The following is a 14,516-nucleotide window of genomic DNA, read 5'->3' on the forward strand; positions in this document are numbered from 1 at the left end:
GTAAAACAACTCATGCGTGTACTGGGCATTGAAACATCCTGCGATGAAACCGGCATCGCGATTTATGACGACCAGCAAGGTCTGTTAGCCAACCAATTGTATAGTCAGGTGAAACTGCATGCGGATTACGGCGGCGTGGTGCCGGAGCTGGCATCGCGCGACCACGTGCGCAAAACGGTGCCGCTGATCCAGGCGGCGCTGAAAGAAGCCGGTCTGACGGCGAAAGATATCGACGCCGTCGCCTATACGGCGGGTCCAGGCCTGGTCGGCNAAGCAGGCGAACTGCCAACATTTAAAGCGAGGGCGTACTTATATTATTGCCGCTGCGCCTCGAGCGGCTGTCGGGGTCTTCCCGAACGATATTCGGCACTTAAGCCGTTCAATGCGTTATCTTTCAAGTTGTCTCTGCGTTAGCTACGTTCTCTCATCCTGGTCATGTGCTTGTGCGCACTCCCGGGGATTCGTTCTCTTGCTGCTTTGATACAACTTGAATGAGTTCGTCTTTCGTTTATTTTTTGGCCAGTTCCTGGCTGATGGTCCAGAGTTCCCGGCGCTCTTCACTGCTTAAGCCGTGCGTGCGGTCGCGAGCTATCAACTCTTCTTGCCGCAGCTCCAGCAGTGAATCAAACATATGGTTGAGCGAGTCGGTGAAGGTTTTTTCAGCAATATCCTTATCTGCTATATCGTCCCACATCGACAGTTTTTCAAGGGTTGCGGCCTCATTTGTGCCGCGATACTGCTCTAACAGCAGCCCGGTGGTCAGGCCCGGCTGTGCCAAACAGGTTTTAACCAGTTCGTTGAACAGCCCAAGCCCCGGCATTTTACGCGGGTCCAGCCCTTCCAGGGGCGGTACCAGCGGCGCCAGATCCGGGTTTTGTACCAGTAACCCTATCAGTATACGCATGGTCGTGCGTTTTAGCTGCGGAGCAGGGCGCTGGATGCCATTTTCAGACTGTTTTGGCATTAAACGTTCAAGCTGCGCATCATCTAAAATCCCCAGCTTATTGCCTAACTCCTGGCGCAGGTAAATGCGCAGCGTTTCACCCGGCACCTGGGTTATCAGCGGCAGCGCTAAGGTACTCAGCTGCGCGCGGCCGTCCGGGGTGCTCAAATCCACCTGCGGTAGCAGGCTGTTGAACAAAAACGTGGAGAGCGGCTGAGCCTGCTCCATCCGCGCTTCAAATGCGGCTTTCCCTTCTTTGCGCACCAGCGTATCCGGGTCTTCGCCATCCGGCAGAAACATAAAGCGCAGCTGGCGCCCGTCGGTCATATACGGCAGCGCCGTTTCCAGCGCGCGCCAGGCGGCATCGCGGCCGGCCCGGTCTCCGTCGTAGCAGCAAACCACCTGATTGGTGACCCGGAACAACAGCTGAATATGGTCAGCGGTCGTCGACGTCCCCAGCGATGCAACGGCATAGTTAATGCCGAACTGCGCCAGAGCCACCACGTCCATATAACCTTCGACCACCAGCAGGCGGGGCGGTTCAGCGTTATCCTGCTGCGCTTCATAAAGACCGTACAGCTGGCGGCCTTTATGGAAAATATCGGTCTCCGGGGAGTTCAGGTACTTCGGCATGGCGTCACCCAGCACGCGACCACCAAAACCAATCACCCGGCCTCGCTTATCGCGGATGGGGAACATCACCCGTTCGCGGAAGCGGTCGTAACTGCGCCCCTGATCGTTAGTGACCAGCATGCCCGCATCAATCAGCGACTGGCGGTTTTCTTGATTACCGCCAAAACGTTTTAAAACGTTGTCCCAACCGGGAGGGGCGTAGCCAATCGCGAAGCGCGTAATCACCTCGCTGCTTAAGCCGCGTTTTTCCAGATACTGGCGCGCGGGGCCGGCGGCGGGTTGCATCAGAGACTGTTGATAAAACGTGTTCAGACCATCCATCAGCTGATAGAGATTTTGCCGCTGATGGCGCTCAATCTGGCTGGGTCCGCTACCTGCTTCATACGGCACGTCTAGATTATGCATGGCAGCCAGCTCTTCAACGGTTTCCACGAACTCGAGCTTGTCGTAGTTCATCAGGAAGTCGATAGCGTTGCCGTGCGCACCGCAGCCGAAGCAGTGGTAAAACTGTTTTTCACCGTTGACGGTGAAAGAGGGGGTTTTTTCGTTATGGAACGGACAGCACGCGTGAAAATTTTTGCCCTGCTTTTTCAGCTTTACCCGGGCATCGATCAGATCGACGATATCGGTGCGCGCCAGCAGGTCATTGATAAATACTCGTGGAATTCGTCCAGCCATATGCCCCGTTTTATACACGTTACCCTTCAAGCTGCCTCTGCGCTGGCTTCGCTCGTTCACCCCTGTCACTTACTTCGGTAAGCTCCGGGGACTCACTCCCTTGCCGCCTTGATGCATCTTGAATGATTGGGTGTATATGCTAATGCATAAACGAAAATAAGCCGCGCATTCCTTTCGGAAGCACGGCCTTACAACTACAACTCGGTCTGAATTGAGAGCGTGGCTCCCAACAGATTAGTACAGACGAGTGCGGCGTGCGTTTTCGCGAGCCAGTTTCTTCGCGTGACGTTTCACTGCGGAAGCTTTAGCGCGTTTACGTTCGGTAGTCGGTTTTTCATAGAACTCACGACGACGAACTTCCGCCAGAACACCTGCTTTTTCGCATGAACGTTTGAAGCGACGCAGCGCTACGTCGAACGGCTCGTTTTCACGTACTTTAATTACCGGCATGTAACTCTCACCTTTGATAAATTCGGTTTGCCGCTGGCATCAGCGCCAGCATATTTCAAAATGGTGCGGAATTTTACTGCAATTGCTGCTGCTTTGTAAAGCACCGACGCGATTTTTGAAAGGGACTTTTATAAGGACAGGGAGTATACACGAAGTGAACGCCAGGGGTGAGGAAAGTTTTATACCCGTCGTCTTTCAGCCCGCAGGAGCGTTGGCTTTTCTCGCTTACCCCAGTCACGTACTTTCCGTACGCTCCGGGGGATGCGCTGCGTCGCCGCCTTCCCGCGACCTGAAATTCTTAGGGTATACATCAACCCGCATTGGTCCTACACTGCGCGGTATTGAAACGAGGTAAAACTAGCCATGCGTGTACTGGGAATTGAAACATCCTGCGATGAAACCGGCATCGCCATTTATGACGACGAAAAAGGTCTGTTAGCCAACCAGCTGTATAGTCAGGTGAAATTGCACGCTGACTACGGCGGCGTGGTGCCCGAGCTGGCCTCGCGCGACCACGTACGTAAAACCGTCCCCCTGATTCAGGCGGCGCTCAAGGAAGCCGGGCTGACGGCAAAGGATATCGATGCCGTTGCGTATACGGCGGGCCCCGGCCTGGTGGGCGCGCTGCTGGTCGGCGCAACGGTTGGCCGTTCGCTGGCGTTCGCCTGGAACGTGCCGGCGATCCCGGTACACCATATGGAAGGGCATCTGCTGGCGCCGATGCTGGAAGATAATCCGCCGCAGTATCCTTTTGTCGCGCTGCTGGTTTCCGGCGGCCATACCCAGCTGATCGGCGTCACCGGCATTGGCCAGTATGAACTGCTGGGCGAATCGATTGACGACGCGGCGGGCGAAGCCTTCGATAAGACAGCGAAACTGCTGGGGCTGGATTATCCCGGCGGCCCGATGCTGTCGAAGATGGCCTCCCAGGGCACCGAAGGGCGCTTTGTCTTCCCGCGCCCGATGACCGACCGCCCCGGGCTGGATTTCAGCTTTTCTGGCCTCAAGACCTTTGCCGCGAACACCATTCGCAGCAACGGCGATGACGATCAAACCCGCGCCGATATCGCCCGCGCTTTCGAAGATGCGGTCGTGGATACGCTGATGATTAAGTGCCGCCGCGCGCTGGATCAAACCGGCTTTAAACGGCTGGTGATGGCGGGGGGCGTCAGCGCTAACCGTACGCTGCGCGCGAAGCTGGCGGAAATGATGAAAAAGCGCGGTGGTGAAGTCTTCTACGCTCGTCCTGAATTCTGTACCGATAACGGCGCGATGATTGCCTATGCGGGGATGGTCCGTCTGCGCTCCGGCGCTAAAGCGGAGCTCGGTGTCACCGTTCGTCCGCGCTGGCCGCTGGCTGAGCTTCCGGCGGCATAACGTCTGATATTTCACAGGCCGACGTCCTGTCGGCCTGCCTTCGCGACTTATTCCATACTCTTACACAGCGAGCAAATCGCCCCCTGGTGCTTGTGCGAATGCATCACGTCAGGACGTTCGTACTCTTCCCGGCAGCTCAGGCAGCGGTAAACGGTGATCGACGCGTTACCCTGCGCATCGTAGCGCGGCTCGGCAATACCATCATCGTGCTGTTTAATGTAATAGCGCCCGCGGGTGGCGATCCCCATGACCGGCGTCATCACGAAAGCCACCGCCAGCGCAATCAGCGGCGAGAACGGCGCCAGCGTTTCGCCCAGCAGGCCGAAGAAGGCGCTAATCGAAAGGCCTGCCGCTAGGGCAAAAGAGACTACGCCTACCGGGTTGACGTTGTAGATCATCCCGCGGCGATACTCCGGCTGCGCCGGCGCCAGCTTCAGCACCCCTTTGTTGACGGTGATGTCGGTGGCGACCACCACCACCCAGGCGATGGCAAAGTTAGAATAGAAGCCGAGGATCCACGCCAGAGCGCTAAACATATCGCCTTCCATCAGGGCAAGGGCAATCGTCAGGTTGACGATGACGAAAATAATCCGCCCCGGATAACGTTTGGTGGTGCGCGTCCAGGCGCTGGTCCACGCCAGCGAGCCGGAATAGGCGTTGGTGACGTTAATTTTAATCTGCGAGATAACCACCAGCACCACCGCGAGGGTGAGCGCCAGCCAGCCGGGGACCAGGTTATCGAAGACGCTGACGAACTGTTGCACCGGTTCGGTGTTGTGCACCGCCGGGAAGCGGGTCAGCAGATAGAAGCCGAGGAAAGCGCCGATAATCTGTTTAATCGCGCCTAATACGACCCAGCCCGGGCCGGCGGAGAACACCGCCAGCCACCAGCTTTTGCTGTTTTCCGCGGTCTTCGGCGGCATAAAGCGCAGGTAGTCGATCTGCTCGCCAATCTGCATGATCAGCGACAGGCACACCCCCGCGCCGAGCATAATGGCGGTTAAATCTACCGTTGAGGCGTTGTTTTTACCGGCGAAGTTCATAAAGCCGTCCACCAGATCCGGGTCTTTGGCGATAAGCCAGACCACCGGAACCACCATCAGGACCAGCCACAGCGGCGTCGTCCAGACCTGAAGGCGAGTCAGCGCCTTCATGCCGTAGACCACCAGCGGCAAGACCATCAGCGTGGCGATGAGGTAGCCCATCCACAGCGGGATCCCCAGGCCCACCAGCAGCCCCTGCGCCATGATCGAGCCTTCAAGCGCGAAGAAGATAAAGGTAAATCCGGCGAAGATAATGCTGGTGATCACCGAACCAAAGTAGCCGAAACCGGCGCTGCGGGTGATCAGGTCGAGGTCGATGTTATAGCGCGCGGCGGTAATCGCCAGCGGAATACCGGTAAGAAAAATAACCAGCGCCGCCAGCAGGATCGCGTAAATCGCATTGGTGGTGCCCCAGGCCATGCCGATGCTGGCGCCGATAGAAAAGTCAGCCAGATAGGCGATGCCGCCCAATGCGGTCACCGCGACAACCCCCGGTCCCCAGCGGCGAAAGCTCAGCGGAGCATAGCGAAGGGTATAATCTTCCAGCGTTTCTTTGGAGCCGGAGGCACTGGTTTGCGCAGGTAAATCAGTTTTTATATCCAGTGATGACATAGTCATTCCTTAATGGTTAGGCATGACTGGAATTAGCAAACCTTATGCCACATCGCAGGGCAGGCGCTATCAGGGCTTCATGAAGGGGATGGCTAAAGAGAGGGCAGGGTATGCACCATCCCGACACCTCTGCGCCGGGATGGTGCAGGGGTTACTTGCCGAGCATGCCTTTGTCTTCGATAAAGGCGATGATATTTTGCAGGCCGTCGCCGCTTTTCAGGTTGGTGAAGCTCCACGGGCGTTCGCCGCGCATGCGCAGGGTATCGCGCTCCATCACTTCCAGAGACGCGCCCACGTACGGTGCAAGATCGGTTTTGTTGATCACCAGGAAGTCGGATTTGGTGATCCCCGGTCCGCCTTTGCGCGGGATCTTTTCCCCTTCCGCCACGTCGATGACGTAGATGGTGAGATCCGCCAGCTCCGGGCTGAAGGTGGCGCTCAGGTTATCGCCGCCGCTTTCCACAAATATGAGATCGAGATTGCCGAATTTCTCGCTCAGCGCTTCCACCGCGGCAAGGTTCATCGACGCATCTTCCCGAATAGCGGTATGCGGGCAGCCGCCGGTTTCGACGCCGACAATGCGTTCAGGCTCCAGGGCGCCAGCCTCGGTGAGAATGCGCTGATCTTCTTTGGTGTAGATATCGTTGGTCACCACCGCCAGCTGCCAGGTGTCGCGCATGGCTTTGCAGAGGGCTTCCAGCAGCGCGGTTTTTCCGGAGCCGACCGGGCCGCCGACGCCGACGCGCAGCGGTTGCTTAATCATGTTCATACCTTCTCCTAAGAACGGAATAATCGGGAATACTGGGTTTCGTGCCGGGCGGAAGCGATAGCCGCAAGCGGCGTCGCCGAACCGATGGCGTCGTCCGGGGTCGCCAGGGCGCTGTCCATGTCCGCCGCGTAGCGGTCGCACAGGCGAAGAATCAACTGCTGGGCCGCCTGCTGGCCAAAGGGCACCAGCTTGACGCCCGCCATCACCGCGCTTTCAATCCAGCTATAGCCAAGGCTCAGGGCCAGGTCAGGAATGGCGATTTGCCAGCGTACGCCGAGCCACGCCATGCCGGTTAGCTGACTTTGCTGGCACAGCTTGCGCCACTCGGGCGGGCAGTCCGGCTGCCAGTCGGCCAGCAGCCGGGTGAAGGCCGCGCCGCGGTTGCGCTCTTCATCGCGCAGCTCGCGAGTTTCCCGGCAGGCGAGCAGATAAGCGGTCCAGCGCCGGGCGCAGGCCAGATCGCCCGCTTCGCAGGCCCGGTAGAGGCGGGCAAACAGCGGCAGGTCGACGGTAAAAAAGCTCTGCTCCATTTGGCGCAGCTGCCAGCGCTCAAAGGCGGCGGTATCCGCTACCCAGCCCGCTTCCACCGCCCACTCCAGCCCCTGGGACCAGCTGTAGCCGCCAACCGGGAGGCTGCTGCTGGCAAGCTGCATCAAGCGCAGACGTTTTTCCGGCGTCGGCATTTAGTGGCTGTGCTCACGATCGTGATGGTGGTGGTGATGGCCGTGCGATTCGCTGGCGTAGGCGCCGGCTTCCGGTTCAAACGGCAGATGCGCGAAATCCACGGCCAGGCCAAACTGGCGCAGCATATCGTCCAGGACGTGATCGTGATGATAGCGCAGCTCGCCGGGCATAATCTGTAGCGGCACGTGGCGATTGCCAAGGTGATAGCAGGCCTTCGCCAGCATAAAAGGATCGGCGCAGCGTACGACCGAAACGGCTTCATCAGCGGCGATCACTTCAATGAATTCGCTACCGTTTTCGTTACTGAGAATGTCGCCGCCGCGCAGCAGCAGACCGCGCGGCAGCAGCAGGCCCGCCTGACGGCCATCGTTAAGCGTGACTTTAATGCGGCTTTTTACCCGCACGTCAATCGGCAGGGTAACGCTGGCCGTGGCCTGCGCCGGGGTCTCCACCCGTTGGGTCAAATAAAGCATTTGCGCTCCTTAAAACAGGAAATAACGTTGCGCCATCGGTAACACGTCCGCCGGTTCGCTGGTTATCAGTTCGCCGTCGATGCGCACCTCGTAGGTTTGCGAATCCACGGTAATAGTGGGCAGCAGGCCGTTGTGGTGCATATCGCCTTTTTGTACCGTGCGGCAGCCTTTAACCACCGCCGTCGCGCTGTGCAGGTTCAGCCGTTCAGCGACGCCGTTTTCCGCCGCCGCCTGCGACAGAAAGGTCAAACGGCAGCGGTGGCGAGCGCTGCCCAGCGCGCCGAACATCGGGCGATAGTGCACCGGCTGCGGCGTCGGGATAGAGGCGTTGATGTCGCCCATCGGCGCCATCGCGATCATGCCGCCTTTGACGATCGTCGCCGGCTTCACGCCGAAGAACGCCGGGGACCACAGCACCAGATCCGCCAGTTTCCCCACTTCAATCGAACCGACTTCATGGGCGATACCGTGGGTTAACGCCGGATTAATGGTGTATTTGGCGATATAGCGCTTCACACGGAAGTTGTCGTTATCGCCGCTCTCTTCCGCCAGCGGGCCGCGCTGGACCTTCATCCGGTGCGCCACCTGCCAGGTGCGCAACACCACTTCGCCGACGCGGCCCATCGCCTGCGAATCAGACGAGGTGAGGGAGAAGGCGCCCAGATCGTGCAGGACGTCTTCCGCGGCAATGGTTTCCCGCCGAATGCGCGATTCGGCAAACGCCACGTCCTCGGCGATATCCGGGTCGAGATGATGGCAAACCATCAGCATATCCAGATGTTCGTCAATGGTGTTGACGGTATAGGGCAGCGTCGGGTTGGTCGACGAGGGCAGAATATTGGGGTGCGCGCAGGCGGTAATAATATCCGGCGCATGGCCGCCGCCCGCCCCTTCGGTATGGAAAGTATGGATAGTGCGCCCGCCGATGGCCGCCAGGGTATCCTCAACGAATCCGGACTCATTGAGGGTGTCGCTGTGCAGAGCGACCTGTACGTCCATTTCGTCGGCCACCGTCAGCGCGCAGTCGATTGCCGCCGGGGTCGCGCCCCAGTCTTCGTGAATTTTCAGGCCGATAACCCCGGCCGCGACCTGCTCACGCAGCGCATCCGGATTCGAACCATTGCCTTTACCCAGCAGGCCAATATTGACCGGCAGGCTGTCCGCGGCCTGCAGCATCCGCGAGATGTACCACGGCCCGGGCGTGCAGGTCGTGGCGTTGGTGCCCGCCGCCGGGCCGGTCCCGCCGCCGATCATGGTGGTGACGCCGGAGACCAGCGCCTCTTCCGCCTGCTGCGGACAGATCCAGTGAATATGCGTATCGACGCCGCCGGCGGTGACGATCTTGCCTTCCGCCGCAATAATTTCCGTGGCCGCGCCGATCGCGATCGTGACGTTTGGCTGAATATCCGGGTTGCCGGCTTTGCCGATCGCGAAGATCCGCCCGTCTTTGACGCCGATATCGGCTTTGACGATCCCCCAGTAATCGACGATCAGGGCATTGGTCAGCACCAGATCCACGCACCCGGCGGAAAGCATCTGTCCCTGGCCCATACCGTCGCGGATCACTTTGCCACCGCCGAATTTGACCTCTTCGCCGTAGGTGGTCAAATCATCTTCGACCTCGATCCACAGCTCGGTGTCCGCCAGGCGAACTTTATCGCCGGTGGTGGGGCCGAACATGTCGGCATAGGCCTGACGTGAAATGTCACTCATCGTTTGCCTCCAGCGCGCCCATAACGTCTCCGCGGAAACCGTACACCGCGCGGGTTCCGGCCAGCGCCACCAGCTCCACCTCGCGCTTTTGGCCCGGTTCGAAGCGCACTGCGGTGCCGGCGGCGATATTCAGGCGATAGCCGGTCGCCTGCTGGCGATCGAACTTCAGCGCCGGGTTGACCTCGGCGAAGTGGTAATGCGAGCCGACCTGAATCGGCCGGTCGCCGTGATTTTCAACGATAATGCAGCAGGTGGCGCGGCCGACGTTAATCGCTATCTGGCCGGGTTTTACCTGATATTCTCCTGGGATCATCGCGCTACCTCAGATTATCGGGTTATGGACGGTAACCAGCTTCGAGCCGTCCGGGAAGGTGGCTTCGACCTGGATATCGGGGATCATTTCCGGCACGCCTTCCATGACCTGGTCGCGGCTCAGGACGTGGCGTCCCTCTTCCATCAGCTCGGCGACGCTTCTGCCATCGCGCGCGCCCTCCATAATAAAGGCGCTAATCAGGGCCACGGATTCGGGATAATTGAGCTTCAGACCGCGGGCCAGGCGACGCTCCGCCACCAGCGCGGCGGTAAACAGCAACAGCTTGTCTTTTTCTCTGGGTGTCAGTTCCATAGCGTTCTCTTAAGTCAGCCAGATTCGGGGGAGTACCGGAGATTTGCCGGTCAGGTGCGGGCGCATAAATTGCCAGATATCGCGCATCGCCCGCTGGCAAAGCAGATTATCGTCACTTAGAAAGCGTACCGTCAGCAGGCCGTCGGTGAGCGTCGCGCCGGCGTAGTTTGCCAGCGGCGTAAGTTTTTCGCGTACGCCTTCGAGCAGCGTTTCGTTCGCCGGGTAGAACAGCATCGTTCCCACCCACGGCTGCTGCGCGACGCAGGCCAGCTGTCCATCGGCCAGGCTCAGGCGCTCAATCAGCAGCGGAGAGCCGTCGACCCACACCTCCAGGCGATTGGCGAGCGCGCCGTGGCTAAAGGCTTCGCCGATGACCGGCCGGCCAAGGCACAGCAGGTCCCACGCCAGCAGCGTGCTGGAGGCGGAGAGATGAAAGACGGTAGACAAAGCGGCGTTGGCGCCGGGAAAGAAGATGGCGTCCTGCGGCAGCCACTCGAGCGTTGAGTTTTCGGCCAGCGTCAGGGTTTGCTGAAGACGCGCCTGCGCGCCGCTGCTGCGATAGAACTTGCTGGCGCCGGGCATGGTGATCAGCGTGTGGCACCCGGGATCCAACGTCGCGCTAATGGTGAGCTCATCGCCGCCGACGATACCGCCGGGCGGATGAAGCAGATAGAGGTGGCAGGTCTCTTCTTCGGGATAAAACGGGCGCTGAACGGTGAGGGGACCGACATGACGACGGGAGGCGAGCGTGGTTTTCCCGCCGAGAAATTGAAACTGGAGGTCCAGCGAGGCCTGCCAGCCTTTTTTATTCTGTGGTAACACGGTGCCGTGCAATGTCGCGCCCCTGCAAAATCAAGATAAAACAGCAGCGAAGAGTATTGATCGGGGGCCAATCATCCCGGTCATATGAAAAGCTTATGCCCGTCATACTTCGAGCCGCAGCCGCGTTGGTTCACCTTAATCACCTGGGACTCACTTGCCGCGAGTTGCGGCGCAGCAAAGGTTATTTCTGCTCCGGCGTTTTTTTCTTCTTTTTGAGCCGGGTCCAGATGCGGGTTTCCTGACGACGCCACAGACGCTGTATGTTGTCGTGATGGCGCAGCAGAATCAGGCATGACAGCATCGAAACCGGGAAAGTGTACTGCGGTTTGAACCACCAGACATAGAACGGCGCAATCAGCGCGCTCACGATAGCCCCCAGCGAGGAGTAGCCGCTGAGCAGAATCGTCAGCAGCCAGGTTCCGGCCATCACGCCGGTGAGATCCCAGCCGATAGGAGCAATGGCGCCGAAAGCGGTGGCCACGCCTTTACCGCCGCGAAAGTTAAAAAATACCGGCCAGATATGGCCCACGCAGGCGGCGATCGCCACCAGGCCGAGCCAGAACGGCGTCAGGCCTAACGCCCACGCGCCCCAGACCGGCAGCATCCCTTTCAGGACGTCAAAAATAAGCACCGCTACGGCTGCGCCCTTGCCGCCAATTCGCAGGACGTTCGTCGCCCCTGGATTGCCGGAGCCGCTGTCGCGAGGGTCGGGAAGGCCAGCGAGGCGGCAAACGAGAATGGCGCTGGAGATTGAGCCGCAGAGGTAGGCGAGGATAACCAGTCCAGGCGCGATTGCACTCATCAGCTGTTCCATTTTGAAAGTGTCGTTTTATCCCCTGCGCACTGCGCGTTGTCCGCGCATTGGCTCGCCGGGACCCATAGCGACGCTATGCTCCTGGAGCCTTGCCGCGTCACTGTCTTCCTGCAACGCAAATTATTTAGGGGATGTCTTTGCATCTGTGGATAATACGCATAATTGGCCGGAAGTGGTATCCGGTTTAGCCAAAAAGCAGGCAGGTCGTGATGGATATTGTATTTATAGAGCAACTTTCGGTAATCACCACAATTGGTGTTTACGACTGGGAACAGACCATCGAACAGAAGCTGGTGTTCGATATCGAAATGGCGTGGGATAACCGCAAAGCGGCGGCCAGCGATGATGTCAGCGATTGTCTCAGCTATGCTGATATCAGCGAACTGGTAATCAGCCACGTCGAAGGCGGGCGTTTTGCGCTGGTGGAACGCGTGGCGGAAGAAATTGCCGACCTGCTGCTGGAAAAGTTTCAATCTCCATGGGTACGTATTAAAGTCAGCAAACCTGGGGCGGTAGCCCGGGCGGCTAACGTCGGCGTCATTATTGAACGTGGCCTTAATCTGAAACAAAACTTTTCAGGTCATACTCGTTAAACAAATTGCGTTTATACCGGTCATAGAATCCGGCCATCAGGCTATTTTCTTTGCCGTTTTGCCCTGTGACAGCGCTCGAAATCCTTACGTACAACCTGTACGCTCACTTTTCTGCGCGCTGTCTGTGGCCAAATAAGCACGCCTGATAGCTCGGTTCTTCGTTCCTGGTTTTTTTCATTTTACTTTTTAAAGGGTTTAATTGGATGAGCGATATACACTCGCTGCTGATAGCGGCAATATTGGGTGTGGTTGAGGGGTTGACAGAATTTTTACCTGTCTCCAGTACTGGTCATATGATTATTGTCGGTCATCTGCTGGGTTTTGAAGGCGATACTGCGAATACGTTTGAAGTCGTCATTCAGCTTGGTTCCATTCTGGCCGTTGTGGTGATGTTCTGGCGCCGCCTGTTTGGTCTTATCGGCATTCATTTTGGCAAAAAGCCCGAGCATGAAGGCCAGGGCAGCGGTCGCCTGTCGCTTATCCATATTCTTTTGGGGATGATCCCGGCGGTGGTGCTGGGGCTGATTTTCCACGATACCATCAAATCGCTGTTTAACCCGATAAACGTGATGTACGCGCTGATTGTCGGCGGCGTGCTGCTGATCGCGGCGGAGGTGCTGAAGCCAAAACAGCCCCGCGCGGTGGGCATTGATGATATGACCTATCGTCAGGCGTTCGTCATCGGCTGCTTCCAGTGTCTGGCGCTGTGGCCGGGCTTCTCGCGTTCCGGGGCGACGATTTCCGGCGGGATGCTGATGGGCGTCAGCCGCTATGCGGCCTCTGAGTTCTCGTTCCTGCTGGCGGTGCCGATGATGATGGGCGCAACCGTACTGGATATGTACAAGAGCATTGGCTTCCTGAACGCCGGTGATATTCCGATGTTTGCCGTCGGTTTTATCACGGCGTTTATCGTCGCGCTGATTGCGATTAAAACCTTCCTGCAGCTGATTAAACGTATTTCGTTTATCCCGTTCGCCATCTACCGTTTTATCGTTGCGGCAGCGGTCTACGTGGTCTTCTTCTAAGCGTCCGCCCTCAGTCCCGCGGCTGAGGGCAACGCTTTTCTTTCCAGCGGGCGACGGCCTGAATCCGCCGACGCGTCAGCTCTTCACGAATTTCAACGCCCTGAAAACCTTCCGCCACCACCTCTTTTGTTGAAACCGACCGGGCAACGTCCCAGGCTTCCAGCAGCAGGCGACCCTGCGGATAATCGCAGGCTTCAAAGCCGGTGCGCCCGCGCACGTCGGCCTCGCTGGTTAACGCGATTTGCCTGACACGATGCGGCTTGCGCCAGGCGTCGATATTATCGAACAGCTTGACCAGCGTTTTCGGCTGCAGGATGGGCAGGGTATGAATCAGATCGTGAAATTCGGCGACCAGTTTTGCCAAGTCGCGCAGCTCGTTTGGCACCCGCAAACGGGCGCAGAGCTGCTCGACCAGCTTAACGCCAGCCGGACCGTGACCATGATGGCGCGGCCAGAGCGCTTTCGGCGTTAGCCCTTTCCCGAGGTCGTGGCATAGGGTGGCAAAACGGACATCCACTTCGGGCGAGAGCATCGCCGCCATGGTGACGGTCATCAGCGTATGCAGGCCAGTGTCGATTTCCGGGTGCCATTTAGCCGGGGCCGGTACGCCATAAAGAGCGTCGACTTCCGGGAACAGCACCTTGAGCGCGCGGCAGTCGCGTAATGTCTGGAAGAAGACCTGCGGATTGCGGGTAGAGAGGGCGCTTTCCGTCTCTTTCCACACCCGCTCGGGCGTGAGGTGCGCCAGCTCGCCAGCATCGGCCATCGCCCGCATCAGCGCCATGGTTTCATCGGCGATGCGGAACCCCAGATGCGCGTAGCGGGCGGCAAAACGCGCCACGCGCAGGACGCGTAGCGGGTCCTCGCTAAAGGCGGGCGAGACGTGGCGCAGCAGGCGCTGGCGTAAATCAGCCTGGCCGCCGTAGGGATCGATAATCTGGCCGTCGGCGTCCTGGGCCAGCGCGTTGATCGTCAGATCGCGGCGCAGCAGGTCTTGCTCAAGGGTGACGTCAGCGGCGGCATAGCAGGTAAAGCCGGTGTAGCCGGAGCCGGACTTGCGCTCGGTGCGCGCCAGCGCATACTCTTCGCGGCTTTGCGGATGCAGGAACACGGGAAAATCACGGCCTACCTGCTGGTAGCCCGCGTCGAGAAGTTGCTGAGGCGTGGCGCCAACCACGACCCAATCTTTGTCTTTAACCGGTAGCCTTAATAACGCATCTCGTACTGCACCACCGACCAGATAAACCTTCACGCCTCACTCT

The 14,516-nt window shown here is 58.7% G+C and carries 15 protein-coding genes and 2 pseudogenes; 5 read left to right on the forward strand and 12 right to left on the reverse strand.

Annotated elements, in window-relative coordinates:
- Nucleotides 1–12: 12 nt before the first annotated feature.
- Nucleotides 13–270 (forward strand): annotated as a pseudogene (locus FQK12_RS11165) (tRNA (adenosine(37)-N6)-threonylcarbamoyltransferase complex transferase subunit TsaD); the annotation flags it as partial.
- A gap of 238 nt (nucleotides 271–508) precedes the next feature.
- On the opposite strand, the gene dnaG reads toward FQK12_RS11165, so the two are convergent.
- Complete coding sequence (gene dnaG, locus FQK12_RS11170) at nucleotides 509–2,254, reverse strand: DNA primase (protein ID WP_014226898.1); 1,746 nt, start codon at nucleotides 2,252–2,254, stop codon at nucleotides 509–511.
- A 234-nt stretch (nucleotides 2,255–2,488) separates the two neighbouring features.
- Nucleotides 2,489–2,704, reverse strand: a complete 216-nt coding sequence (rpsU, locus tag FQK12_RS11175; protein ID WP_001144069.1) for a 30S ribosomal protein S21 — start codon at nucleotides 2,702–2,704, stop codon at nucleotides 2,489–2,491.
- A 363-nt stretch (nucleotides 2,705–3,067) separates the two neighbouring features.
- Here rpsU and tsaD point away from each other — a divergent pair, with 363 nt between their 5' ends.
- Entirely contained in the window at nucleotides 3,068–4,081 is a 1,014-nt protein-coding gene (tsaD, locus tag FQK12_RS11180) for a tRNA (adenosine(37)-N6)-threonylcarbamoyltransferase complex transferase subunit TsaD (RefSeq protein ID WP_014226897.1), read from the forward strand.
- A 47-nt stretch (nucleotides 4,082–4,128) separates the two neighbouring features.
- Here the strand turns inward: tsaD and FQK12_RS11185 are convergent, their stop codons facing one another.
- The 8 genes from FQK12_RS11185 to FQK12_RS11220 form a co-directional block, all read right to left on the reverse strand.
- A complete protein-coding gene (locus FQK12_RS11185; RefSeq protein WP_014226896.1) occupies nucleotides 4,129–5,736 on the reverse strand; it encodes a purine-cytosine permease family protein in 1,608 nt (535 codons plus the stop codon).
- A gap of 151 nt (nucleotides 5,737–5,887) precedes the next feature.
- The gene (gene ureG / locus FQK12_RS11190) at nucleotides 5,888–6,505 is read right to left on the reverse strand and encodes an urease accessory protein UreG (protein ID WP_004105899.1); all 618 of its coding nucleotides are present in this window, start codon (nucleotides 6,503–6,505) and stop codon (nucleotides 5,888–5,890) included.
- A gap of 8 nt (nucleotides 6,506–6,513) precedes the next feature.
- On the reverse strand, nucleotides 6,514–7,188 hold the full coding sequence (locus tag FQK12_RS11195; protein ID WP_014226895.1) for an urease accessory protein UreF: 675 nt from the start codon (nucleotides 7,186–7,188) through the stop codon (nucleotides 6,514–6,516).
- On the reverse strand, nucleotides 7,189–7,662 hold the full coding sequence (gene ureE / locus FQK12_RS11200) for an urease accessory protein UreE (protein ID WP_014226894.1): 474 nt from the start codon (nucleotides 7,660–7,662) through the stop codon (nucleotides 7,189–7,191).
- 9 nt (nucleotides 7,663–7,671) lie between these two features.
- Complete coding sequence (gene ureC / locus FQK12_RS11205; RefSeq protein WP_014226893.1) at nucleotides 7,672–9,375, reverse strand: urease subunit alpha; 1,704 nt, start codon at nucleotides 9,373–9,375, stop codon at nucleotides 7,672–7,674.
- Nucleotides 9,368–9,688 carry an urease subunit beta gene (locus FQK12_RS11210; protein ID WP_014226892.1) on the reverse strand — a complete coding sequence of 107 codons (321 nt, stop codon included), beginning with the start codon at nucleotides 9,686–9,688 and terminating at the stop codon, nucleotides 9,368–9,370. Before FQK12_RS11210 ends, ureC begins: the two co-directional genes overlap by 8 nt.
- Before the next feature lie 9 nt (nucleotides 9,689–9,697).
- A complete protein-coding gene (locus FQK12_RS11215; protein WP_014226891.1) occupies nucleotides 9,698–10,000 on the reverse strand; it encodes an urease subunit gamma in 303 nt (100 codons plus the stop codon).
- Between the two features lie 9 nt (nucleotides 10,001–10,009).
- A complete protein-coding gene (locus FQK12_RS11220; RefSeq protein ID WP_014226890.1) occupies nucleotides 10,010–10,834 on the reverse strand; it encodes an urease accessory protein UreD in 825 nt (274 codons plus the stop codon).
- Between FQK12_RS11220 and FQK12_RS27635 the strand changes: the two are divergent.
- Nucleotides 10,824–10,907 (forward strand): annotated as a pseudogene (locus FQK12_RS27635) (short-chain dehydrogenase); the annotation flags it as partial. The gene FQK12_RS11220 and the pseudogene FQK12_RS27635 overlap by 11 nt on opposite strands.
- A 96-nt stretch (nucleotides 10,908–11,003) precedes the next feature.
- Here FQK12_RS27635 and plsY read toward each other — a convergent pair.
- Complete coding sequence (gene plsY, locus FQK12_RS11225; protein ID WP_004854283.1) at nucleotides 11,004–11,624, reverse strand: glycerol-3-phosphate 1-O-acyltransferase PlsY; 621 nt, start codon at nucleotides 11,622–11,624, stop codon at nucleotides 11,004–11,006.
- A gap of 221 nt (nucleotides 11,625–11,845) precedes the next feature.
- Here plsY and folB point away from each other — a divergent pair, with 221 nt between their 5' ends.
- Nucleotides 11,846–12,229 (forward strand): bifunctional dihydroneopterin aldolase/7,8-dihydroneopterin epimerase, encoded by a 384-nt coding sequence (folB, locus tag FQK12_RS11230; protein WP_014226889.1) that lies wholly within the window; start codon nucleotides 11,846–11,848, stop codon nucleotides 12,227–12,229.
- A gap of 203 nt (nucleotides 12,230–12,432) precedes the next feature.
- Nucleotides 12,433–13,254 carry an undecaprenyl-diphosphate phosphatase gene (gene bacA, locus FQK12_RS11235; protein WP_004854277.1) on the forward strand — a complete coding sequence of 274 codons (822 nt, stop codon included), beginning with the start codon at nucleotides 12,433–12,435 and terminating at the stop codon, nucleotides 13,252–13,254.
- A gap of 10 nt (nucleotides 13,255–13,264) precedes the next feature.
- On the opposite strand, the gene FQK12_RS11240 is transcribed toward bacA, so the two are convergent.
- Nucleotides 13,265–14,506, reverse strand: a complete 1,242-nt coding sequence (locus FQK12_RS11240) for a multifunctional CCA addition/repair protein (RefSeq protein WP_014226887.1) — start codon at nucleotides 14,504–14,506, stop codon at nucleotides 13,265–13,267.
- Nucleotides 14,507–14,516 lie beyond the last annotated feature (10 nt).

Source organism: Klebsiella sp. ME-303 (assembly GCF_007910085.1).
GTDB lineage: Bacteria > Pseudomonadota > Gammaproteobacteria > Enterobacterales > Enterobacteriaceae > Klebsiella > Klebsiella michiganensis.

Excerpts from the sequence above, each read along its gene's own strand:
- dnaG (WP_014226898.1), bottom strand. The coding sequence starts at position 2,254 with ATGGCTGGACGAATTCCACGAGTATTTATCAATGACCTGCTGGCGCGC.
- rpsU (WP_001144069.1), bottom strand. The coding sequence starts at position 2,704 with ATGCCGGTAATTAAAGTACGTGAAAACGAGCCGTTCGACGTAGCGCTG.
- tsaD (WP_014226897.1), top strand. The coding sequence starts at position 3,068 with ATGCGTGTACTGGGAATTGAAACATCCTGCGATGAAACCGGCATCGCC.
- FQK12_RS11185 (WP_014226896.1), bottom strand. The coding sequence starts at position 5,736 with ATGTCATCACTGGATATAAAAACTGATTTACCTGCGCAAACCAGTGCC.
- ureG (WP_004105899.1), bottom strand. The coding sequence starts at position 6,505 with ATGAACATGATTAAGCAACCGCTGCGCGTCGGCGTCGGCGGCCCGGTC.
- FQK12_RS11195 (WP_014226895.1), bottom strand. The coding sequence starts at position 7,188 with ATGCCGACGCCGGAAAAACGTCTGCGCTTGATGCAGCTTGCCAGCAGC.
- ureE (WP_014226894.1), bottom strand. The coding sequence starts at position 7,662 with ATGCTTTATTTGACCCAACGGGTGGAGACCCCGGCGCAGGCCACGGCC.
- ureC (WP_014226893.1), bottom strand. The coding sequence starts at position 9,375 with ATGAGTGACATTTCACGTCAGGCCTATGCCGACATGTTCGGCCCCACC.
- FQK12_RS11210 (WP_014226892.1), bottom strand. The coding sequence starts at position 9,688 with ATGATCCCAGGAGAATATCAGGTAAAACCCGGCCAGATAGCGATTAAC.
- FQK12_RS11215 (WP_014226891.1), bottom strand. The coding sequence starts at position 10,000 with ATGGAACTGACACCCAGAGAAAAAGACAAGCTGTTGCTGTTTACCGCC.
- plsY (WP_004854283.1), bottom strand. The coding sequence starts at position 11,624 with ATGAGTGCAATCGCGCCTGGACTGGTTATCCTCGCCTACCTCTGCGGC.
- folB (WP_014226889.1), top strand. The coding sequence starts at position 11,846 with ATGGATATTGTATTTATAGAGCAACTTTCGGTAATCACCACAATTGGT.
- bacA (WP_004854277.1), top strand. The coding sequence starts at position 12,433 with ATGAGCGATATACACTCGCTGCTGATAGCGGCAATATTGGGTGTGGTT.